This is a genomic window from Citrobacter sp. C348, assembly GCF_047467975.1.
Lineage (GTDB): Bacteria > Pseudomonadota > Gammaproteobacteria > Enterobacterales > Enterobacteriaceae > Citrobacter > Citrobacter gillenii.
Genome location: NZ_JASJUJ010000010.1, coordinates 133,464 through 154,237 on the forward strand (window position 1 = coordinate 133,464; position 20,774 = coordinate 154,237).

Genomic DNA, 20,774 nt, shown 5'->3' on the forward strand with positions numbered 1-20,774 from the left:
TCAATAAATAAGGGGGCTGATTGAATAACGCAGAATATTAACCGGGAGGATAAAAGATGGCGGGTTGTGCTGTGGTCATTGGGCACCGCCAGCGATGCCCTTTTTTGATCAGACGCTGTGGATTGCAAACAACAACGAGTTACGTTGATGGTTGAGAATGCACTTTCTGATGGTATGGATGCGCATATTGCGGCGCGATTGTCCTTCAAGCCAACGCGCTTTACGGCGACTGGCCTGACGCTGCATCCGCCAGCGCCCCACTTCCGTTCTACTACGCTTCATGTTAACCACTCTTACCGTCACAGAGCGTGACATTATACCGCCTGACCGAATGCAGACCAGCAGTTTTCCCGTGTTTTTATTTGCCAGATGAATCCTGATGCGTAAACTCTTAACAATACGCTTTCAAAAGGATTTTTAAATTTATGACAACCTTCTACACCGTGGTGAGTTGGCTGGTCATTCTGGGATACTGGGTACTCATCGCTGGCGTAACATTACGCATTCTGATGAAACGGCGCGCAGTGCCCTCCGCAATGGCCTGGCTTTTGATCATCTATATACTGCCATTGGTCGGGATCATTGCATATCTGTCCTTTGGTGAACTTCATTTGGGCAAGCGTCGCGCCGAACGCGCCAGAGCGATGTGGCCTTCAACGGCCAAGTGGCTCAACGACCTAAAAGCCTGTAACCATATTTTTGCTCAGGAGAACAGCAGCGTCGCCTCGTCTTTATTTAAGCTGTGCGAACGTCGCCAGGGTATCGGCGGTGTTAAAGGAAACCAGCTTCAGTTGCTCACCAGTTCCGATGACGTGATGCAGGCGTTGATCCGCGACATTCAACTGGCGCGGCATAACATTGAGATGGTGTTTTATATCTGGCAACCCGGCGGCATGGCCGATCAGGTCGCAGAATCATTAATGGCCGCGGCACGACGCGGTATTCACTGTCGCTTGATGCTGGACTCTGCAGGCAGCGTGGCGTTCTTCCGCAGCCCGTGGGCCGCGATGATGCGTAATGCAGGTATTGAAGTCGTTGAGGCACTGAAGGTTAACTTGATGCGTGTCTTCTTACGCCGCATGGACCTGCGCCAGCACCGTAAGATGATAATGATCGACAATTATATTGCTTACACCGGCAGTATGAACATGGTTGACCCGCGTTTCTTTAAACAGGATGCCGGCGTCGGGCAATGGGTTGATCTGATGGCAAGAATGGAAGGTCCGGTCGCCACCGCGATGGGGATTGTCTATTCCTGTGACTGGGAGATTGAGACCGGTAAGCGCATTTTACCGCCGCCACCGGATGCCAATATCATGCCATTTGAGCAGGCCAGCGGGCACACCATTCATACCATAGCCTCCGGCCCGGGTTTTCCTGAGGATTTGATCCATCAGGCGTTGCTGACCGCGGCATACTCTGCGCGTGAATATTTAATCATGACCACGCCCTACTTCGTCCCCAGCGACGATCTGCTGCATGCCATCTGTACGGCGGCGCAGCGTGGGGTGGATGTGAGCATTATTCTTCCCCGCAAAAATGACTCTATGCTGGTTGGCTGGGCAAGTCGGGCCTTTTTCACCGAACTGCTGGCGGCTGGCGTGAAAATTTACCAGTTTGAAGGGGGTCTATTGCACACCAAGAGCGTGCTGGTCGATGGTGAGCTGAGTCTGGTGGGTACCGTAAACCTGGATATGCGCAGCTTGTGGCTGAATTTTGAGATCACGCTGGTGATTGACGACGCCGGATTTGGTGCCGATCTCGCGGCAGTGCAGGACGATTATATCTCCCGTTCTCGCCTGCTTGATGCGCGGTTGTGGTTAAAAAGGCCACTCTGGCAACGGATCACCGAGCGACTGTTTTACTTCTTTAGCCCGTTGCTGTAAAACGTGGCCAAGAGACGGTAAACAGGTAGTCATTATGGATATGGATTTAAACAATCGCCTGACTGAAGACGAAACGCTTGAGCAGGCTTATGACATTTTTCTCGAACTGGCGACTGACAATCTCGACCCCGCTGACGTTCTTTTGTTCAATTTACAGTTTGAAGAACGCGGCGGCGCAGAGTTATTTGACCCGGCAGAAGACTGGCAGGAGCACGTCGACTTTGACCTGAACCCTGACTTTTTTGCCGAGGTGGTGATTGGTCTGGCCGACTCAGAAGATGGAGAGATTAACGATATTTTCGCACGCGTTTTGTTATGTCGTGAAAAAGATCACAAGCTCTGCCATATTCTCTGGCGCGAATGAGTCAAAAGAAAAGCTGCCCAGGCAGCTTTTTTTATTTAATTCGGAAGCTTAGTTCCACAGCGGTTACAAAATTGCGCGCTGTGCTCGTGCTGGTGCTGCTGACACTGAGGGCATTGACGCTGATTCTGCCGATGCTGAAACGCGCTGCTCATGTGCGTAGTAATCAAGCCCGTGGGTATTGCAATTACTGAATAACCGATCAGGATAAGCACCGACGCCACCATACGCCCTAACGGCGTGTGCGGCGCGATATCCCCATATCCAACCGTCGTTACCGTCACAATGGCCCAGTACACCGACGCATTCAGCGTATCAAATCCATACTTCGGCCCTTCAATGAGATACATCAGCGCGCCGAAAATAATCATTAAAATGGCGATAAACGAATAGAACAGAATCAACTGGTGACGTGCACTTTTTATGGCTCCCCAAAACACCATCAACGAAGGCATAAAGCGCAGCAACTTGAGGATCCGCAGTACACGAATCGCCCGCATCGCTCGCCAGGCAAATACATAGTTCAGACTCATTTCTGGCCATAACCACATCACATACAGCGGCAGAATGGTGGCCAAATCAATGAAGCCCCAAAAACTAAACACATATTTTGCCGGATTGGCCCAACAGCATAATCGCAGTAAATATTCGGCGGTGAAGACCAGCGTAATAAAGATCTCCAGCCAGACAAAAGAACGCCATTCATCATACGTTAAATGATACTGCGTCCCGACGCCCGACTCGACGAAGATAACAATGACACTCAGCAACGCAAACAGCGCGCACAGACCTTCAAAACGACGACCTGAGCGCGTGTTTAAATCGAATAATTTACGATAGACAGCGCGGCGGACAGAGGACACAAAGCCAGACACATTCACCTCACCTATAAGAAGGGCTGACCTGTGTCAGCCCTCACGATTATAGCGGGTCTACTTTCAGGCAGGAAACAGCGTGGCGGAAACTTCCTTCCAGAACCGGTCGCGTTTTTGCACATTCCGGTCCGGCAATCGGACAACGGGTACGGAACACACAACCAGACGGCGGATTGATCGGTGACGGTAATTCGCCTTCCAACAGTTGGATGGTTTTATTCCTCTCCTGATCGGGATCGGGGATAGGTACTGCCGACATCAGCGCTTTGGTATAAGGATGCAGCGGATTATGGTACACCTCGTCGTAAGTGCCCAGTTCCACCGCATGCCCCAGATACATCACCAGCACGCGATCGGAGATATGTTTAACCACCGCCAGGTCATGGGCAATAAAGATTAACGATAATCCCATTTCACGCTGTAATTGTTGTAACAGGTTCACTACCTGTGCCTGAATTGACACGTCCAGCGCGGAAACCGGCTCATCGCAAATAATCAACTTCGGCTCGAGGATCAACGCGCGAGCAATCCCGATACGCTGACACTGCCCGCCTGAAAATTCGTGCGGATAACGGTTGATCAGGTTTGGCAACAGCCCTACCTTCATCATCATGGCCTTCACGCGATCGCGCACTTCCTGCCCTGACAGGCTGGGATGATAAGTGCGCAGCGGTTCTGCGATAATTTCACCAATGGTCATACGCGGGTTTAATGAGGCCAGCGGATCCTGGAAAATCATCTGAATATCGCTGCGCACCGCGCGCCACTCATCGGGTTTCATGCCCAGCAGATCTTTACCCAGCCAGGCCACTTTGCCGTCGGTGGCTTTCACCAGACCAATAATGGCGCGGGCAAAGGTAGACTTACCGCAGCCTGACTCGCCCACCACCCCTAACGTTTCACCTTCGTACAGTCGCAGGGTCACGCCATCAACGGCTTTCAGTGTTTGTGAGGGTTGCCAGAACCACTGCTTGCCGTCTTTGATATCGAAATGGACCTTAAGATCGGCTATCTCAAGGAGCACTTTTCGTTGTTCAGTTGCCGTTGTCATACCAGTTCCTCCACCGGTTTAAAGCAGGCGCGCAGGCGGCCTGGGCTAAACTCTTCCAGCGGCGGAGCGCTGCTACAAATTTCCATCGCATGCGGACAACGAGGCTGGAACGGACATCCTTTTGGCAAACGCAGCAGGTTTGGCGGGTTACCCGGGATGGTCAGCATTTCTTCGCCTTCTGCATCCAGACGCGGCACCGCGTTAAGCAAACCAATTGAATACGGATGAACGGGTTTATAAAAGACATCGCGCGCGCTACCATATTCCATGGTGCGCCCGGCATACATCACCAGAACCTTGTCACAGATCCCGGCGACGACGCCAAGATCGTGGGTGATCATGATAATCGCGGTATTGAATTCGCTCTTCAGTTCATTCAGCAGCGTCATAATTTGCGCCTGAACCGTGACATCGAGCGCGGTTGTCGGCTCATCGGCGATCAGTAACTTTGGCCGACACAGCAGCGCCATGGCGATCATCACACGCTGGCGCATCCCGCCTGAAAATTCATGTGGATACATCTTCATACGCTTGCGCGCTTCCGGCATTTTGACCGCATCCAGCATTCTGACGGATTCTTCAAACGCCTCCGCTTTGCTCATGCCTTTATGTAGCATCAAGACTTCCATTAGCTGTTCCCCAACCCGCATATACGGATTCAGGGAGGTCATAGGGTCCTGGAAGATCATTGAAATTTGTTCGGCGCGCAGTTTGTTCAGTTCACGTTCCGGTAAATTCAAAATTTCACGTCCACTGAACGTCGCAGAACCGCCGATGCGACCATTCGCCGCCAGCAGTCCCATCAGGGCGAACGCGGTTTGCGATTTCCCCGATCCAGATTCACCGACAATACCCAGCGTTTCTCCAGCACGCAGCGAAAAGTTCAGATCGTTTACCGCAGTGACATCCCCATCAGGGGTGGCAAACGTCACGCGCAGATCTTTAACGTTCAGCAGTGCGTTAGCCTGTTGTTGCGCGAGCGGCGCGGTTGAGGTTTCAATTACGCTCATGGCTGCACTCCTTAACGGTCTTTCGGGTCGAGGGCATCACGCAGGCCATCGCCAATAAAGTTGAAACAGAACAACGTCACCACCAGGAAACCTGCCGGAAACAGCAGCAACCACGGCGAGACTTCCATTGAGTTTGCGCCATCGCTTAACAACGCCCCCCAACTGCTTAACGGCTCCTGGGTCCCTAGGCCAAGGAAGCTCAGGAAGGATTCGAACAGGATCATGCTCGGTACCAGAAGCGATGCGTACACCACCACCACGCCCAGCACGTTCGGAACAATATGACGAATAACAATGCGCACGGTCGAAACCCCACCCACCTGCGCTGCCTCAATAAACTCTTTGCGCTTCAGACTCAGCGTCTGTCCGCGCACAATACGAGCCATATCCAGCCAGGAGACCATACCGATCGCCACAAAGATAAGCAGGATGTTTTGCCCAAAAAAGGTCACCAGCAGAATGACGAAGAACATGAACGGGAAGGAGTTGAGGATTTCCAGCAGACGCATCATCACGGAGTCAATTTTGCCGCCCAGATAACCTGACAGAGATCCGTACAACGTGCCGACAATCACCGCCACCAGCGCCGCAGCAATCCCAACCATCAGTGAAATACGTCCACCAATCGCCACGCGTACCAGCAGATCACGCCCCGAGGAATCGGTACCGAAGTAGTGGCCGGACTCACTGTCCGGCGCGCTGGACATCATTCCCCAGTCGGTATCGAAGTAGGTAAATTGCGATAGCATCGGCGCAAGGGTCACAAACAGCGCGATAATCACCAGCACAACCAGACTGGCTACCGCCGCGCGGTTATGCATAAAGCGTCGACGCGCATCCTGCCACAGACTGCGGCCTTCGACTTCCAGCTTTTCACTGAAATTCTCCAGCGTCTCGCTGTTTTTCTTACTTAACATCATAGATAGCGAGCTCCAGTATCAGTAACGGATTTTCGGGTCGATGACGGCATACAGCACATCAACAATCGCATTAAATACAATTGTCAGTGCACCGACCAGAATGGTCAGGCTCAATACCAGCGAGTAGTCGCGATTGAGTGCGCCGTTAACGAACAGTTGTCCAATACCCGGCAAACCATAGATAGTTTCAATCACCATCGAACCAGTGATAATGCCGACGAACGCCGGGCCCATATAGGACAACACCGGCAGCAAAGCGGGCTTTAACGCGTGACGGAAAATAATCCGCCGCATTGGCAGACCTTTCGCCCGTGCGGTACGAATAAAGTTGGAGTGCAGCACTTCAATCATCGACCCACGGGTGATACGGGCGATACTGGCGATATAAGCCAGCGACAACGCCACCATCGGCAAGATCATAAATTTCAGCGCCCCGCCGTTCCAGCCGCCACCGGGCAACCATTTCAGCGTTATTGCAAATATCATCACTAACAAGGGGGCCACCACAAAGCTTGGGATAACCACTCCGGTCATCGCCACCCCCATCACCGTATAATCCCAGCGCGTATTTTGCTTCAACGCAGCAATGACGCCAGCACTGACGCCAACGAGTACCGCCAGGATAAAGGCAGCTGCACCCAGCTTCGCCGAAACCGGGAAGCTCGAGGCAACCAGATCGTTAACGGTATAGTCTTTATATTTAAAGGAAGGTCCAAAATCGCCATGCGCCAGTTGCTTCAGGTAGCTGAAGTACTGCGTAGTGATAGGGTCATTAAGATGGTATTTCGCTTCAATATTCGCCAGGACCTCTGGCGGTAACGCGCGCTCACCGGTGAAAGGACTCCCCGGCGCAAGGCGCATCATAAAGAATGAGATCGTAATAAGAATAAATAGCGTCGGAATCGCTTCCAGACAGCGACGTAATATGAATTTTAACATTGCCCGTACCTTCTGGCGTGTGCCTTTATACCTCTTTAAGCCATTTATGGGGCCAGAGAGGTATTTATAGTTCGAAGAAAAAGACACTGTGGGGCAACCACGGTCGCCCCACGTCTTGCCATTAATGCTTGATAATATACAAGTCTTTAACGTGGATATTATCCATCGGGTCTTTACCGGAGTATCCGCCTACCCATGGTTTCACCAAACGGGCGTTGACGTAGTAATACACCGGTACAATCGCAGAGTCTTTATCCAACTGCTGCTCAGCTTTCGAATACAGCTCGCTGCGCTGCGCTTCGTCAGTCACTTTCAGCGTATCGGCAATCAACTTATCAAATGCCGCGCTCTTATAGTGAACAGTGTTGTTGGAGCTGTCTGACAGCACCATGTTAAGGAAAGAGGTCGGTTCGTTGTAATCCGCACACCAGCCCGCACGAGAAACATCATAGTTACCCTGATGACGGGTATCGAGGAAGGTTTTCCACTCCTGATTTTCCAGTTTAACGTTGGCACCCAGATTTTTCTTCCAGATAGAAGCGGCTGCAATAGCCAACTTCTTGTGCAGATCGGAGGTGTTATACAGCAGGTCGAAGGTCAGCGGTTTTTCAGCGGTGAAGCCCGCTTCAGCCAATAGTTTTTTCGCTTCTTCGTTACGTTTTTCCTGTGACCACTTGAACCACTCTGGCTCAACCAGTTTTGCGCCATCGGTATACGGCGGCGTGAAGCTGTACGCCGGCAGGTCGCCCTGGTTCTTCACTTTGTTGACGATAATGTCACGATCCAGTGCCATCTTCAGGGCGGTACGTACACGCACATCGTTGAACGGTGGCTTCTGGTTATTAATTTCGTAATAGTAGGTACACAGATACGGGTCAACGTGAACTTCGTTCGGGATCTCTTTTTTCAGTTTCTGGAATAACTCAATCGGCATGTTGTTGTAGGTCATGTCGATTTCACCACTGCGGTAGCGGTTAACGTCAGTCACTTCAGAAGAAATGGGCAGATAGGTTACCTGGTTAATCACCGTTTTGGCGTTATCCCAGTAGTTAGTATTACGCTCAAGCACGATGCGCTCGTTGACGACCCAATCTTTTAATTTATAGGAGCCGTTAGAAACGATGTTCGCAGGCTGGGTCCATTTATCACCAAATTTTTCCACCACGGCTTTAGGCACCGGGGAAACGGATGAGTGAACAAGCAGTTTGTAGAAATACGGAACAGGTTCACTGAGGGTAACTTCAAAAGTATGGTCATCAATGGCTTTTACACCGAGATCGGTGACCGGTTTTTTACCGGTGATAATGTCGTCAATATTAACGATGTGCCCATACTGTAAATAGCTGGAGTATGGTGAAGCGGTATTAGGATTCGCCAAACGTTGCCAGCTATACACAAAATCTTGCGCGGTCACGGGCGAGCCATCGGACCATTTCGCGTCTTTACGCAGATGGAACGTCCAGACTTTAAAATCTTTATTTTCCCATTTTTCCGCCACGCCCGGTGATGGCTTGCCATCAACGTCGCTGATTAATAAACCTTCAAACAGGTCACGGTTAATGTTGGATTCTGGCACACCCTCGATCTTGTGCGGATCGAGAGACTGAACTTCCGAACCATTATTGCGTACCAGCGTTTGCTTCTCAGCAAGTTGAACACCGGCAGGTACTTCTGCCGCCGTGGCAACATTTCCTGCGATAAGCGCAGATAGAATCCCCGCCGCTACTAAACTTTTCTTAGTGATGTTAGTCATTGTGTTTGTACTCCCTCATTATTATGGCTGGTTTTTTAACCAGACTGTTAATCCTGTACGGATCCCTGTACGGCACCGGAGATTTTCTGCCGTCAGGTGATTTATTGTTTTACTGCCTGCTATCACCGACTTTATTTATTCTGGCGGTTCGAACGACCGCCTTGCGTCGATTATCACCGTGCTTCCCCTGCCGGAAACACGCGGTTACTTTGTTGCGAGAAACTAACTGAAAACAATTCTCATCAACGTGAAATCTTCTGCAAAATACCTGGTCGGAAAGTATCAAATGCCTTTCTTAACCGCCAATACATTTTACAGATTTGTTAACCAATTCTCTTTTATCGAAAAAAAATCGCACAACAACGGACCTCAAAAAGAGAGATTCTAATAGCAACATTATGAAATATAACGATTTAAACCCTGCAAAGGGTTGATTACCCTGTCCGGTATCAACACGCCGATACATTTTACATAAAATTAACAATTGGTTATTAATTAGCACATTCATCTAAAATTGGTGCTGAAATAACTAATAACATTTCGATAATCCTTCAGCAAGCCCCAGAGTATGATGTGAGCAAAATAACAGTAAACCCCCAGTTCAGGGACGTAGCCTTAAAATTTATTATCTTTTAAATCAATGCGTAATAGATGGATGGGCGATCGGCATGTTTTACAATTTCAACGCTGATTTTCAACTTTAGTGAGAAGTTTTACTGATAATGAAAAGAACGGAGCTGAGGGCCAGCTCCGTTTACTGAAAACAGTCCCGTCAGGCCAGTAAGCCCGGGAAAATAGATTTGATGCCGGTGACGATGAATTCAATCCCCAACGCCATCAGCAGTAAGCCCATAATACGCGTAATAACGTTAATGCCCGTTTGCCCCAGTAAACGGACCAACCAGGGAGCCATACGAAACAGCCCCCAACAGCATAAGGCAAACAGCGCAATCGCCACAAAGAACCCGAACAGGTTTAACGCACTGTGATAGCGAGTTCCCCAGACGATGGTTGAGCTTATCGCCCCTGGCCCCGCCATCAACGGCAACGCCAGCGGAACAACACCGACATTCTCGCGTATGGCAGTCTCTGATTTTTCCTGTTTGTTTTGTTTATCCTCTCCGAGTTTCCCGCTGATCATCGACATCGCAATAGTCACCACCAGGATCCCACCGGCAATTCTGAACGAATCAATCGAGATGCCGAAGAGTTGCAGGATCCCATCACCAAGGAACAATGAGGTCCATAAAATAATCGCCACCGACAGGTTTGCCGTCAGGTTGGTTTTATTGCGCGCCGCAGCGGTCTGGTAGCTGGTCATACTGATAAAGACCGGGATGATCCCGACAGGGTTAACCAACGCAAATAACCCAATGAAAAATTTAAAATAGAGAGGAAAATCAAATAGCGTTTGGATCACGGTTAGCTCCGAAGCGTTAGCCGGATAAAATGAGTCATAAAAAATGTTAAAAACCGCGCTGAAGATACGCCTTTTGGCAGCATTCTTCACCTTCTATCTGCGCTAATCTCTGTAAACGTGCTACCAATACTCAGTGTTATTAATATGTATTAAATATGCTAATGTTAACCCCATTCATCTCATCAATTTGTTAACACTTGCCGATAACGGCTAAAAGAGCCTGCTGAAAGGTGTCAGCTTCGCGTAAATTTGATCCAGATCACGCAATTACTACTCAGAAGTGAGTAATCTTGCTTACGCCACCTGGAGGAAACGCATTGGAGTTGAATGCTGTTAGCGTATAAGCTCTTTTAGTAAATCAATGTAAGGCGGGCGTTAATTAACCGTTTGATTTTCAAAACGTTACACAAATTTTCGTCGATCTGTCTATACTCTCGTAGCGAGCAGATGATTTACTAAAAAAGTTTAACATTATCAGGAGAGCATTATGGCTGTTACTAATGTCGCAGAGCTTAACGCACTTGTAGAGCGCGTAAAAAAAGCCCAGCGTGAATATGCCAGTTTCACTCAAGAACAGGTTGACAAAATCTTCCGTGCCGCCGCTCTGGCTGCCGCAGACGCTCGAATTCCTCTCGCGAAAATGGCCGTTGCCGAATCCGGCATGGGTATTGTCGAAGATAAAGTGATTAAAAACCACTTCGCTTCTGAATACATCTATAACGCTTACAAAGATGAAAAAACCTGTGGTGTCCTGGCCGAAGACCATACTTTCGGGACCATCACTATCGCTGAACCGATTGGTATCATCTGCGGTATCGTTCCAACCACTAACCCAACGTCTACTGCAATCTTCAAATCGCTGATCAGCCTGAAGACACGTAACGCCATCATCTTCTCTCCACACCCGCGCGCTAAAGATGCGACCAACAAAGCGGCAGACATCGTTCTGCAGGCTGCTATCGCAGCTGGCGCACCAAAAGACCTGATTGGTTGGATCGATCAACCTTCTGTTGAACTGTCTAACGCGCTGATGCACCACCCGGACATCAACCTGATCCTTGCGACCGGTGGTCCAGGCATGGTTAAAGCGGCATACAGCTCCGGTAAACCGGCAATCGGCGTTGGCGCAGGTAACACCCCTGTTGTTATCGACGAAACAGCAGATATCAAACGTGCCGTTGCTTCTGTTCTGATGTCTAAAACCTTCGACAACGGTGTAATCTGTGCGTCTGAACAGTCCGTTGTGGTCGTTGACTCAGTATATGACGCCGTTCGCGAACGTTTCGCCAGCCACGGTGGCTACATGCTGCAGGGCAAAGAGCTGAAAGCCGTTCAGGACATCATCCTGAAAAATGGCGCGCTGAACGCAGCTATCGTGGGTCAACCGGCATACAAAATCGCTGAGCTGGCTGGTTTCTCCGTGCCGACTAACACCAAGATTCTGATTGGTGAAGTTAAAGTGGTTGACGAAAGCGAGCCGTTTGCTCACGAAAAACTGTCTCCAACGCTGGCAATGTACCGTGCAAAAGACTTCGAAGACGCTGTTGTTAAAGCTGAAAAGCTGGTTGCAATGGGCGGCATCGGTCACACCTCTTGCCTGTACACTGACCAGGACAACCAGCCAGAACGCGTTGCTCACTTCGGTCAGATGATGAAAACCGCGCGTATCCTGATCAACACCCCGGCTTCTCAGGGTGGTATCGGCGACCTGTACAACTTTAAGCTTGCGCCTTCCCTGACTCTGGGTTGTGGTTCCTGGGGTGGTAACTCCATCTCTGAAAACGTTGGTCCTAAGCACCTGATCAACAAGAAAACCGTTGCTAAGCGAGCTGAAAACATGTTGTGGCACAAACTTCCGAAATCTATCTACTTCCGCCGTGGCTCACTGCCAATCGCGCTGGATGAAGTGATTACCGATGGTCACAAACGTGCGCTGATCGTCACTGACCGCTTCCTGTTCAACAACGGCTACGCTGACCAGATCACTTCTGTGCTGAAAGCGGCAGGCGTTGAAACTGAAGTGTTCTTTGAAGTTGAAGCTGACCCGACGCTGACCGTTGTTCGCAAAGGTGCTGAGCTGGCTAACTCCTTCAAACCCGATGTGATCATCGCGCTGGGCGGCGGTTCCCCGATGGACGCTGCGAAAATCATGTGGGTCATGTACGAACATCCGGAAACCCACTTCGAAGAACTGGCGCTGCGCTTTATGGACATCCGTAAACGTATCTACAAGTTCCCGAAAATGGGCGTGAAAGCGAAAATGATCGCTGTCACCACCACTTCCGGTACCGGTTCTGAAGTCACCCCGTTTGCGGTTGTTACCGACGACGCTACCGGTCAGAAATATCCACTGGCAGACTACGCACTGACCCCGGATATGGCGATTGTCGATGCCAACCTGGTGATGGATATGCCGAAGTCACTGTGTGCTTTCGGTGGTCTGGATGCCGTCACTCACGCCCTGGAAGCTTACGTTTCCGTACTGGCTTCTGAATTCTCTGACGGTCAGGCTCTGCAAGCGCTGAAACTGTTGAAAGAAAACCTGCCAGCGTCCTACCACGAAGGTTCTAAGAACCCGGTAGCTCGCGAGCGTGTACACAGTGCAGCGACCATCGCTGGTATCGCGTTTGCTAACGCCTTCCTCGGTGTATGTCACTCCATGGCGCACAAGCTGGGTTCACAGTTCCACATTCCTCACGGTCTGGCGAACGCCCTGCTGATCAGCAACGTTATTCGTTATAACGCGAACGACAACCCGACTAAACAGACTGCTTTCAGCCAGTACGACCGTCCGCAGGCCCGTCGTCGCTACGCTGAAATCGCAGACCATCTGGGTCTGAGCGCACCGGGCGACCGTACTGCAGCGAAAATTCAGAAACTGCTGGCATGGCTGGATGAGATCAAAGCTGAACTGGGTATTCCTAAGTCTATCCGTGAAGCTGGCGTGCAGGAAGCTGACTTCCTGGCACACGTTGACAAACTGTCTGAAGACGCGTTTGACGACCAGTGCACCGGTGCTAACCCGCGTTACCCGCTGATTTCTGAACTGAAACAGATCCTGCTGGATACCTTCTACGGTCGCGAATACAACGAAGGTGAAACTGCCGCTAAAACTGAAGCAACTGCCGCACCTAAAGCAGAGAAAAAAGCGAAGAAATCCGCTTAATTCAAAAATCTAAGCTTTAATGTCACGCCAAACGGTCCCATTACGGGACCGTTTTTTTTCGTCTGATTCATGCTCGCCTTGACACTGCAAACACGCATGCAGACTATCGCAATAGGGAATTGGTAGAGAATGCGCATAACGCGCCAGGAGAGGTGATTGTAGGGTAGCACTTGCTGCCTTGTGCAGTAAGTCTACCCTGCGCGTTACAGCGCTCAGGCGAGCGTAGACTAATCGTGGCGGTGCCTTTCCTGAATGGCCGTCAGGGAGCCCTCAGATTGCGCCTCTTTATAGTGCTTGCGGCATACCGACACATAGCGTTCATTGCCACCAATAACCACCTGTTCTCCCTCGTTATAAGGTCGTCCAGCTTGATCAAGACGTAGTACCATACTCGCCTTCCGCCCGCAGAAACAAATAGTCTTTAATTCGACCAATTTATCTGACCAGGCAAGCAGGTATTCGCTACCGCCAAATAATTCACCACGAAAATCGGTGCGTAACCCGTAACACAAAACCGGAATATCCAGCTGATCGACAACCTCGGATAATTCATAAACCTGCTGGCGTGTCAAAAACTGTGACTCGTCAACCAGTACACAATGTATTCTCTGCTGCGCATTCTCCGCGCGAATTTCTTCGAACAATGATGAATTTTGGTTAAACAGTTTTGCAGGTGACGACAGACCTATACGTGAACTTACTTTCCCTGTTCCAAACCGGTCGTCGATTTCCGCTGTATATACAACGGCACGCATGCCACGTTCCTGGTAATTGTATGAAGATTGCAGCAAAGCGGTCGACTTACCCGCATTCATTGCAGAATAGTAAAAATATAGCTGTGCCATTGACCGTCAGCCCTCACCTGAGTAAATAAATATGGGCGCGATTGTATCATAATTCACAAACATGTCTGCGCACCGTTGTCGCCCACATACGTATACAAAATCGCGTCAGCATCACTCATCAGCCTCCTAAATATGACGTACTAAGGTAAGGTTCAGGAAACGGACTTAAGTTATGGGTCGCACAGCGATGCACACCACCAATGCTCGAATAATCTGACTTATGACGGTATATACACATTCTTTCACAAATAGTGCCCTTGAAATTCATCAACGGTGCTTATCATCACAGTTCAATAAAGAAACCTTGCTTTCAATGTTATTGAATCCCCCTACGAACACCCTGTAATAGTGAATTCCCGTAAGCAAAACTAATACAAAAGGTTGAAATTACTGCAAACAGATACAATTACCGTGCTGTAAAATGTGACCTGAATCTTGAATTTTCCTGCATGACTGAAGAGTAGCCCCCACACCAATAAGCCTTTTTTATGCCCTTTCCCAGACGAAATTTAACGACAATGAATTAATGCAGATACTAAATAAAGCGCAATTTTGAATTCCTTACATTCCTGGCTATTGCACATCTGAATTTATCGCTCTATTATTAGCTCAACAAACCCCACCCAATATAAGTTTGAGATTACTACAATGAGCGAAGCACTTAAAATTCTGAACAACATCCGTACTCTTCGTGCGCAGGCAAGAGAATGCACTCTGGAAACGCTTGAAGAAATGCTGGAAAAATTAGAAGTTGTCGTTAGCGAGCGTCGCGAAGAAGAAAGCGCTGCCGCTGCTGAAGTTGAAGAGCGCACTCGTAAACTGCAACAATATCGTGAAATGCTGATTGCTGACGGTATTGACCCGAACGAACTGCTGAATAGCATGGCTGCGGTTAAAACCGGTGCTAAAGCCAAGCGCGCAGCACGCCCAGCTAAATATAGCTATGTTGACGAAAACGGTGAAACGAAAACCTGGACCGGCCAGGGTCGTACACCGGCAGTAATCAAAAAAGCGATGGAAGAACAAGGTAAACAGCTGGACGATTTCCTGATCAAGGATTAATCCACAATTAGTTTGCTTAAAATCCCGCCGACGGCGGGATTTTTTTTACCTGTACTTCGCATAACACCTACCCAATAGGGGTATAAAAAAACGGCGCTGGATAAACAGCGCCGTTGCATGCGGATTAATAACGTGATGTTACTTCTTAATACCCATCTCGTCTTCAAGCCAGGCTTTAAATTCAGCGCCAAGGGTATTATGACGAATACCATATTCGACGAACGCTTGCATATAACCCAGCTTATTACCACAGTCATGGCTTTTGCCCTTCATGTGATAGGCTTCAACCGTTTCTTTTTCAATCAGCATATCGATAGCATCGGTCAACTGAATTTCGTCACCTGCGCCCGGAGGCGTTTTTGCCAGCAGAGGCCAGATATCTGCACTCAGGACATAACGCCCTACAACCGCAAGATTAGATGGCGCGACATCGGCTTTCGGTTTTTCCACAACACCGACCATCGGTACGCTTTCGCCCGGCGCTAATTCCACACCTTTACAGTCCACCACGCCGTAAGCCGTCACATCTTCTACTGGCTCCACCATAATTTGGCTGCTGCCTGTTTCATCAAAGCGACTAATCATTTCGGCGAGGTTATCGCGGGATAAATCAGATTCGTATTCGTCGAGAATAACATCCGGCAGGATGACCGCTACGGGTTCATCACCAACAACCGGGTGCGCACACAATACAGCGTGACCCAGACCTTTTGCCAGACCCTGACGAACCTGCATAATCGTCACGTGCGGTGGGCAAATAGATTGCACTTCTTCCAGCAACTGGCGCTTAACACGTTTTTCCAGCATAGCTTCAAGTTCAAAGCTGGTATCGAAGTGGTTTTCAATCGAATTTTTAGACGAGTGAGTCACAAGGACAATTTCAGTGATACCCGCGGCAATACATTCGTTGACGACGTATTGAATTAATGGCTTATCAACCAGCGGTAACATTTCTTTAGGAATTGCCTTGGTCGCCGGTAACATCCTGGTTCCTAATCCCGCTACCGGGATAACGGCTTTTTTGACTTTCGAATTAAGGGCAGCCATTTAAAACTCTCCTGGACTGTTCATGTATTGAACGTGTTCATCAATCTGTATCGCATCCGAGTATATCAGTACCGCGACAAGCTTCAGGTCTGAAAAGGACGCGCGTCGGTATAATTAAGATAAATACGAATAAATCTGGCGCTGATAGTAGCACTGCAAAAGACAGGGTGGTGAGCCAATTTGAATCCCTGCCTCTCGATTGTTCATTCTGCGGACAACATCAGTCGCAGACGCCCCCCGGCACCCCAAATTTGGCACTGCCAGGACTCACAGCGTTGGCTTAGTTGGTTGAGGTACGTATTCCCCAACGTTCCCAGCGGAACACCATTACTGATTTGCACGTTGTGGCTACCAGTATTTAAGGTCGCATTCAGACCCGCAGAGACCAGGACCAAATTTTTTAAACCGCTATGGTAGTAACCCACCAGCAACGGAAATTGCCCTGGCAGATTGGCCTGTCGCAGCAGATGATTAACCTGTTTCAGGAGCGTACCGAGCTCCGGCAACCGTTGATTCTGATGTGCCAGTTGCTCTTGTAGCAGCCCATTAAACAGTGCCCGTAACAACAGTGCCGCCAGCACGCCATTATCCCCTGCCCGCGTCACATCCAGGCAATAGAAGGCAAGATCGTGTTCCGACAACGGCGCAATATCAAGGACCAGGCCGGGTTGATCGGCGGCAACCAGTTGACGGTAGTTGATGCGACACTGTGAAATCACCTGTTGAACCGGTGGCTGTAGCTCTTGTAACAGTTTTGCTGCTGCTGCGGGGTCGCCGACCATCGCATCCCAGTCACGAAATAACCGCTCTTCTTCTTCAACGCGCGAGTTAAACATGTTGGGGTAAAGGCACGCAAAAACCGTTTCCCGTAGTCGGTTAAGGTCTTTCACCGGCTTAAGCAACACATCATCCACACCGAGGCGAAGTGCTTTGGCAATATCAGACATATTTTCTGTCGCGGAGATAACTAGGATTGGCGTCCGATCGCCACGGTTACGCAGGTATTCAACCAGTTTGAGACCGTTCATTCTCGGCATCGCAAGGTCGCAGATCATCAGATCGGGTGTAAAGCGCCCCAATAATTCCAGCGCATCAAGCCCATCGCCCGCTACAGCCGTTGTCGCGCCCAAAGAGGAAAACCATGAGTCCAGAAGTGAACGAAATACCGGCTCATCTTCAACAATAAGAATCTGTTTTCCGACCAATGGCTGCGTCATATTCTCCCCCCTGACTGGCTTTAATCAATAGTGGCATGCTATTGCTACTCACGCCTGTCAGAATTGACTTAAGTGTTGATAAAAAATGCGTTAGATATTGGTTTTCACCAGAGGCAGCAACTCATCCATTTTTTTCTCTACCGCCAGTTGCCCGGCAGCAATAGCCGCACCGGCACGGTGAAAATCCAGTGTGGATATTTGCGGACAAAACGGTTGAATTAGAATATCTGGCGGGTCGCCGGCCATGCGGTTACGTTTAAGCCGGTTTTCCAGCACCTGAATAGAGGTGGTCATGATCTCCATCGCCGTGGGCGCAGTGACCGTTCGTCTGGCGGTGATATTACTCAACCGCTCTTTCAGACGCGCATGCCATGAAAGCTCGTCATCACTCGAGTCGGTATCATTGCTGACGTTAAAGGAGAGCAGATCTTGTTGCATGAGGTGCGCATCATGTTGCAGGTCAACCGCAATGACGATATCGGCGCCTAGCGCACGCGTCAGCGAAACCGGCACAGGGTTAACCACCGCACCATCAACCAGCCAATAACCATTATGTGCAACCGGGGACATCAGACCAGGAATACTGCAAGAGGCCCGCACGGCAAGGTGTAAATCACCTTCGGTAAACCACAGTTCGCGACCCGTACTCAGATTCGTCGCGACGGTAGCAAACCGGCGCTGGCAGTGTTCAATTGACTCGACAGGCATGACGTTGCGGTATTGATTAAACACGCGTTCACCGCGCAGCAATCCGCCTCTGCGCCAGGAGAGATCCATCAGGCGTAAAACATCCCAATAGCTGAACGAGCAGACCCATTGCTCGAGGGCGGGTAATTTATTACACGCATAGGCGGCGCCAACCAACGAGCCGATTGAGCACCCTGCAACGATATCAACATCAATGCCCATATGTTTAAGGGCCTTAATCACACCAATATGCGACCAGCCTCGTGCCGCGCCGGAACCTAGCGCCAGCCCAATTTTTATTTTTCTCATTGTACCTACAGACTTCCCCTGGCTTGCAGACGTAGCAACATCACTACGGCTCAGTTAACATAGTGCTACCGTGGCGTTTTTACGCCGTTTTTTTATTCCAGGGAGTATTTTGTGTCTCAGCTTTGTCCCTGTGGTAGCGCTGTCGAGTATAGCCTATGTTGCTACCGTTATGTGTCTGGCGCGCAAGTAGCACCAACGCCGTCACACCTCATGCGTTCTCGTTACTGTGCTTTTGTGATGAAAGACGCAGATTACCTAATTAAGACCTGGCACCCCGACTGTCATGCTGCTGCATTTCGCGATGAGATTAGCGCAGGATTTGCCCATACCGAATGGCTTGGACTTACCCTTTTTGAACAGGCAACGTCGGACACAGAAAATACCGGCTATGTCAGCTTTGTGGCGCGGTTTTCCGAACAGGGGAAAACGGGCGCCATTATTGAGCGCTCTCGTTTTTTAAAAGAAAACGGCCAGTGGTATTATATTGATGGTACGCGCCCGCAAATTGGCCGTAACGATCCCTGCCCTTGCGGGTCAGGTAAAAAATTTAAAAAGTGCTGCGGCTAACCCACGCCCGACAGCATCTATTACGCAAACATTTTCAACAGGAATACCCCGGCAATGCATTCACAACAACGTAAAGTTCTGCGCACTATCTGCCCCGACCAAAAAGGTTTGATCGCACGCATCACCAATATTTGTTACAAGCATGAACTGAACATCGTGCAAAACAACGAGTTTGTTGACCACCGTACCGGTCGCTTTTTTATGCGTACAGAACTGGAAGGCATTTTTAATGACGTCACGCTGCTGACCGATCTGGACAGCGCACTGCCTGAAGGATCCATTCGCGAACTTACGCCAGCAGGCCGTCGCCGCATCGTTATTTTAGTTACCAAGGAAGCGCATTGTCTGGGCGACCTGTTAATGAAAGCCAATTATGGCGGACTCGATGTTGAAATTGCGGCGGTTATCGGCAACCACGACACGCTGCGTTCGCTGGTTGAACGTTTTGATATTCCTTTTGAGCTCGTCAGCCATGAAGGATTAACCCGCGAAGAACACGATCAAAACATGGCCGATGCCATCGACGCCCACCAGCCTGATTATGTGGTGTTGGCGAAATATATGCGTGTCTTGACGCCAGAATTTGTTTCACGCTTCCCGAACAAGATTATTAATATTCACCACTCGTTCCTGCCTGCCTTTATTGGTGCACGTCCGTACCACCAGGCTTATGAGCGCGGCGTCAAGATCATTGGTGCAACGGCTCACTATGTGAATGATAACCTCGATGAAGGTCCAATCATCATGCAGGACGTGATTCACGTGGATCACACCTATACCGCAGAAGATATGATGCGCGCAGGCCGCGACGTAGAAAAGAATGTGTTAAGCCGTGCGCTGTATCAGGTTCTGGCCCAGCGAGTCTTTGTTTACGGTAACCGAACGATTATTCTGTAATCACCAATAATATGAATTGATTAGCTTTACTGCGTTACGGATGAAAAACACGCAAACGATCTACGTTAAGCAAAGGAATGCTTTACAGCGGCGCGTCATTTGATATGATGCGCCCCGCTTCCCAAGGAAGCAGGCCAGTAAAAGCATTACCCCGTGGTGGGGTTCCCGAGCGGCCAAAGGGAGCAGACTGTAAATCTGCCGTCATCGACTTCGAAGGTTCGAATCCTTCCCCCACCACCATTCATTCTGGTAAGTTCTCAAAAATAAGTATACCCCTGGTGGGGTTCCCGAGCGGCCAAAGGGAGCAGACTGTAAATCTGCCGTCATCGACTTCGAAGGTTCGAATCCTTCCCCCACCACCATCACTTCCCTGTAGTACTTCAGCTAAATCAAACCACCGTGCTCTATATTCTGCCCATGCGGGAAGGATGAGAAGCTTCGACCAAGGTTCGATTCGAGCGTAGCGAGAAAGCGTTGCCGCAGGCAACGACCCGAAGGGCGAAGCGCGCAGCGCTGAGTCATCCTTCCCCCACCACCATCACTTCCCTGTAGTACTTCAGCTAAATCAAACCACCGTGCTCTATATTCTGCCCATGCGGGAAGGATGAGAAGCTTCGACCAAGGTTCGATTCGAGCGTAGCGAGAAAGCGTTGCCGCAGTCAACGACCCGAAGGGCGAAGCGCGCAGCGCTGAGTCATCCTTCCCCCACCACCACTTCCCTGTAGTACCCTTACCTAAACAGCTAAACCCCGTAGGCCGGAT

Annotated in this window: 18 protein-coding genes, 2 tRNA genes and 2 other RNA genes; 10 read left to right on the forward strand and 12 right to left on the reverse strand. The window is 49.8% G+C overall.

Going from position 1 to position 20,774, the window contains the following annotated elements:
• Positions 1 to 108: 108 nt before the first annotated feature.
• On the reverse strand, positions 109 to 282 hold the full coding sequence (locus QNN86_RS18355; RefSeq protein ID WP_096756805.1) for a YciY family protein: 174 nt from the start codon (positions 280 to 282) through the stop codon (positions 109 to 111).
• A 143-nt stretch (positions 283 to 425) separates the two neighbouring features.
• Here QNN86_RS18355 and cls point away from each other — a divergent pair, with 143 nt between their 5' ends.
• The gene (cls, locus tag QNN86_RS18360; RefSeq protein WP_096756804.1) at positions 426 to 1,886 is read left to right on the forward strand and encodes a cardiolipin synthase; all 1,461 of its coding nucleotides are present in this window, start codon (positions 426 to 428) and stop codon (positions 1,884 to 1,886) included.
• A 34-nt stretch (positions 1,887 to 1,920) separates the two neighbouring features.
• A complete protein-coding gene (locus QNN86_RS18365) occupies positions 1,921 to 2,250 on the forward strand; it encodes an HI1450 family dsDNA-mimic protein (protein ID WP_096756803.1) in 330 nt (109 codons plus the stop codon).
• Positions 2,251 to 2,285: 35 nt separating this feature from the next.
• Here QNN86_RS18365 and QNN86_RS18370 read toward each other — a convergent pair whose 3' ends face one another.
• The 7 genes from QNN86_RS18370 to QNN86_RS18400 all read right to left on the reverse strand — a co-directional run bounded on the left by QNN86_RS18370 (position 2,286) and on the right by QNN86_RS18400 (position 10,215).
• A complete protein-coding gene (locus QNN86_RS18370) occupies positions 2,286 to 3,122 on the reverse strand; it encodes an ion transporter (protein ID WP_181617105.1) in 837 nt (278 codons plus the stop codon).
• 46 nt (positions 3,123 to 3,168) lie between these two features.
• A complete protein-coding gene (oppF, locus tag QNN86_RS18375) occupies positions 3,169 to 4,173 on the reverse strand; it encodes a murein tripeptide/oligopeptide ABC transporter ATP-binding protein OppF (protein WP_181617106.1) in 1,005 nt (334 codons plus the stop codon).
• Positions 4,170 to 5,183: a murein tripeptide/oligopeptide ABC transporter ATP-binding protein OppD gene (oppD, locus tag QNN86_RS18380; RefSeq protein ID WP_181617107.1), complete on the reverse strand. Its 1,014-nt coding sequence runs from the start codon at positions 5,181 to 5,183 to the stop codon at positions 4,170 to 4,172. The genes oppF and oppD overlap by 4 nt, the downstream gene beginning before the upstream one ends.
• Positions 5,184 to 5,194: 11 nt before the next feature.
• Positions 5,195 to 6,103, reverse strand: a complete 909-nt coding sequence (gene oppC, locus QNN86_RS18385; RefSeq protein WP_096756799.1) for an oligopeptide ABC transporter permease OppC — start codon at positions 6,101 to 6,103, stop codon at positions 5,195 to 5,197.
• 18 nt (positions 6,104 to 6,121) lie between these two features.
• Positions 6,122 to 7,042, reverse strand: a complete 921-nt coding sequence (gene oppB / locus QNN86_RS18390; RefSeq protein WP_096756798.1) for an oligopeptide ABC transporter permease OppB — start codon at positions 7,040 to 7,042, stop codon at positions 6,122 to 6,124.
• Between the two features lie 121 nt (positions 7,043 to 7,163).
• Complete coding sequence (gene oppA / locus QNN86_RS18395) at positions 7,164 to 8,795, reverse strand: oligopeptide ABC transporter substrate-binding protein OppA (protein WP_414212075.1); 1,632 nt, start codon at positions 8,793 to 8,795, stop codon at positions 7,164 to 7,166.
• A 772-nt stretch (positions 8,796 to 9,567) separates the two neighbouring features.
• Positions 9,568 to 10,215 carry a YchE family NAAT transporter gene (locus QNN86_RS18400; protein WP_181617108.1) on the reverse strand — a complete coding sequence of 216 codons (648 nt, stop codon included), beginning with the start codon at positions 10,213 to 10,215 and terminating at the stop codon, positions 9,568 to 9,570.
• Between the two features lie 487 nt (positions 10,216 to 10,702).
• Here QNN86_RS18400 and adhE point away from each other — a divergent pair, with 487 nt between their 5' ends.
• Positions 10,703 to 13,381, forward strand: a complete 2,679-nt coding sequence (adhE, locus tag QNN86_RS18405) for a bifunctional acetaldehyde-CoA/alcohol dehydrogenase (protein ID WP_181617109.1) — start codon at positions 10,703 to 10,705, stop codon at positions 13,379 to 13,381.
• 227 nt (positions 13,382 to 13,608) lie between these two features.
• On the opposite strand, the gene tdk is transcribed toward adhE, so the two are convergent.
• Entirely contained in the window at positions 13,609 to 14,226 is a 618-nt protein-coding gene (tdk, locus tag QNN86_RS18410) for a thymidine kinase (protein ID WP_181617110.1), read from the reverse strand.
• Between the two features lie 648 nt (positions 14,227 to 14,874).
• On the opposite strand from tdk, the gene hns reads away from it, so the two are divergent.
• A complete protein-coding gene (hns, locus tag QNN86_RS18415) occupies positions 14,875 to 15,288 on the forward strand; it encodes a histone-like nucleoid-structuring protein H-NS (protein ID WP_096756794.1) in 414 nt (137 codons plus the stop codon).
• A 138-nt stretch (positions 15,289 to 15,426) separates the two neighbouring features.
• On the opposite strand, the gene galU is transcribed toward hns, so the two are convergent.
• From galU to rssA, 3 genes are all read right to left on the reverse strand, one after another.
• A complete protein-coding gene (gene galU, locus QNN86_RS18420; RefSeq protein ID WP_096756793.1) occupies positions 15,427 to 16,335 on the reverse strand; it encodes a UTP--glucose-1-phosphate uridylyltransferase GalU in 909 nt (302 codons plus the stop codon).
• 203 nt (positions 16,336 to 16,538) lie between these two features.
• Positions 16,539 to 17,552 (reverse strand): two-component system response regulator RssB, encoded by a 1,014-nt coding sequence (gene rssB, locus QNN86_RS18425; protein ID WP_096756792.1) that lies wholly within the window; start codon positions 17,550 to 17,552, stop codon positions 16,539 to 16,541.
• A 90-nt stretch (positions 17,553 to 17,642) separates the two neighbouring features.
• Positions 17,643 to 18,548, reverse strand: coding sequence for a patatin-like phospholipase RssA (gene rssA / locus QNN86_RS18430; RefSeq protein ID WP_115258304.1), 906 nt, complete (start codon positions 18,546 to 18,548; stop codon positions 17,643 to 17,645).
• Positions 18,549 to 18,659: 111 nt separating this feature from the next.
• Between rssA and QNN86_RS18435 the strand changes: the two genes are divergently transcribed.
• From QNN86_RS18435 to QNN86_RS18460, 6 genes are all read left to right on the forward strand, one after another.
• On the forward strand, positions 18,660 to 19,115 hold the full coding sequence (locus QNN86_RS18435) for a YchJ family protein (RefSeq protein WP_115258303.1): 456 nt from the start codon (positions 18,660 to 18,662) through the stop codon (positions 19,113 to 19,115).
• 54 nt (positions 19,116 to 19,169) lie between these two features.
• Entirely contained in the window at positions 19,170 to 20,012 is an 843-nt protein-coding gene (gene purU, locus QNN86_RS18440; RefSeq protein ID WP_096756789.1) for a formyltetrahydrofolate deformylase, read from the forward strand.
• Between the two features lie 155 nt (positions 20,013 to 20,167).
• A tRNA-Tyr gene (locus QNN86_RS18445) sits at positions 20,168 to 20,252 on the forward strand.
• A gap of 37 nt (positions 20,253 to 20,289) precedes the next feature.
• Positions 20,290 to 20,374 (forward strand) — tRNA-Tyr (locus tag QNN86_RS18450).
• Positions 20,375 to 20,419: 45 nt separating this feature from the next.
• Positions 20,420 to 20,550, forward strand: a non-coding RNA gene (locus QNN86_RS18455) — RtT sRNA.
• 45 nt (positions 20,551 to 20,595) lie between these two features.
• A non-coding RNA gene (locus QNN86_RS18460) (RtT sRNA) lies at positions 20,596 to 20,726 on the forward strand.
• The last annotated feature ends 48 nt before the right edge of the window (positions 20,727 to 20,774 follow it).

Bases quoted from the DNA above. Each gene is read 5' to 3' on its own strand.
- QNN86_RS18355 (WP_096756805.1), bottom strand. From the start codon at position 282: ATGAAGCGTAGTAGAACGGAAGTGGGGCGCTGGCGGATGCAGCGTCAG.
- cls (WP_096756804.1), top strand. From the start codon at position 426: ATGACAACCTTCTACACCGTGGTGAGTTGGCTGGTCATTCTGGGATAC.
- QNN86_RS18365 (WP_096756803.1), top strand. From the start codon at position 1,921: ATGGATATGGATTTAAACAATCGCCTGACTGAAGACGAAACGCTTGAG.
- oppF (WP_181617106.1), bottom strand. From the start codon at position 4,173: ATGACAACGGCAACTGAACAACGAAAAGTGCTCCTTGAGATAGCCGAT.
- oppD (WP_181617107.1), bottom strand. From the start codon at position 5,183: ATGAGCGTAATTGAAACCTCAACCGCGCCGCTCGCGCAACAACAGGCT.
- oppC (WP_096756799.1), bottom strand. From the start codon at position 6,103: ATGATGTTAAGTAAGAAAAACAGCGAGACGCTGGAGAATTTCAGTGAA.
- oppB (WP_096756798.1), bottom strand. From the start codon at position 7,042: ATGTTAAAATTCATATTACGTCGCTGTCTGGAAGCGATTCCGACGCTA.
- oppA (WP_414212075.1), bottom strand. From the start codon at position 8,795: ATGACTAACATCACTAAGAAAAGTTTAGTAGCGGCGGGGATTCTATCT.
- adhE (WP_181617109.1), top strand. From the start codon at position 10,703: ATGGCTGTTACTAATGTCGCAGAGCTTAACGCACTTGTAGAGCGCGTA.
- tdk (WP_181617110.1), bottom strand. From the start codon at position 14,226: ATGGCACAGCTATATTTTTACTATTCTGCAATGAATGCGGGTAAGTCG.
- hns (WP_096756794.1), top strand. From the start codon at position 14,875: ATGAGCGAAGCACTTAAAATTCTGAACAACATCCGTACTCTTCGTGCG.
- galU (WP_096756793.1), bottom strand. From the start codon at position 16,335: ATGGCTGCCCTTAATTCGAAAGTCAAAAAAGCCGTTATCCCGGTAGCG.
- rssB (WP_096756792.1), bottom strand. From the start codon at position 17,552: ATGACGCAGCCATTGGTCGGAAAACAGATTCTTATTGTTGAAGATGAG.
- rssA (WP_115258304.1), bottom strand. From the start codon at position 18,548: ATGAGAAAAATAAAAATTGGGCTGGCGCTAGGTTCCGGCGCGGCACGA.
- purU (WP_096756789.1), top strand. From the start codon at position 19,170: ATGCATTCACAACAACGTAAAGTTCTGCGCACTATCTGCCCCGACCAA.